The 918-nt window shown below is 52.0% G+C and carries 2 protein-coding genes; both read right to left on the bottom strand.

Features of this window, described 5'->3' with window-relative positions; translation table 11 throughout:
* Positions 1-212, bottom strand: a 212-nt coding sequence (acpS, locus tag ACTHS3_RS15335) for a holo-ACP synthase (RefSeq protein WP_440368001.1), incomplete at its 3' end; no start/stop codon positions are given.
* An 88-nt stretch (positions 213-300) separates the two neighbouring features.
* Positions 301-918: pyridoxine 5'-phosphate synthase (locus tag ACTHS3_RS15330; protein WP_440368413.1), on the bottom strand; the 618-nt coding region annotated here is incomplete at its 5' end.

The following is a 918-nucleotide window of genomic DNA, read 5'->3' as shown; positions in this document are numbered from 1 at the left end:
ACCACGCCGCGTATGCCCGTACCGACGGCTTTGGCAAAAGCCTCTTTGGCGGCAAAGCGTTTGGCAAGATAGTTGACTGGTTTGCCTGCCTGTGGAAACTCCAACAGCTCTTCCGGGCTGAGAATGCGTTGCGCAAATGCCAGTCCGAATTTTTTGTTCAAACGGATAATACGTTTGAGGGAAACAATGTCTGTACCTATTCCGTAAATCATGGGTCTGCTCCTTATTTAAATAGTCAGGCCGTCTGAAAGTGTGGATACCGGCCAAAGCAAACCGCTTTAGCCTGTATGGCTGATGCCGTTAAGGCAGCATTCTGGCTCTGAACATGACTTCCTTCATTTGGCGGACAGCTTCTGGCAAGCCGAGGAAGAGTGCTTGGGAAATCAGCGAATGCCCGATGTTCAACTCGCGGATGGCGAGAATTTGAGCAATCGGCGTTACGTTGTGAATGGTCAGGCCGTGTCCGGCGTTGACGATCAAGCCCAAATCGCTGGCGTAATGCGCACCGTTTTGAATGCGCTCGAATTGTTTCATCTGCTCGGCGTGGCCGTGTGCATCGGCATACGCACCGGTATGCAACTCGATAACGGGCGCGCCGACATCATAAGCGGCTTGGATTTGCGCGTTGTCGGCATCGATAAACAAGGACACGCGGATGCCTGCATCGGTCAAGATTTTGGTGAACTCGGCCACTTTATCCTGTTGCGCCAATACGTCCAAACCGCCTTCTGTGGTTACTTCTTGGCGTTTTTCAGGCACGATGCACACATCTTCCGGCATGACGTTGAGCGCGTTTTCCAGCATTTCTTCCGTCAACGCCATTTCCAAATTCAGGCGTGTACGGATGGCGTTTTTAACGGCGAACACGTCCGCATCTTTAATATGGCGGCGGTCTTCACGCAAGTGCATGGTAATCAA

This window comes from Neisseria sp. P0009.S007 (assembly GCF_051962515.1).
Note: the sequence above shows the minus strand (reverse complement) of the source record. Positions and strands in the feature narration are given on the sequence as shown.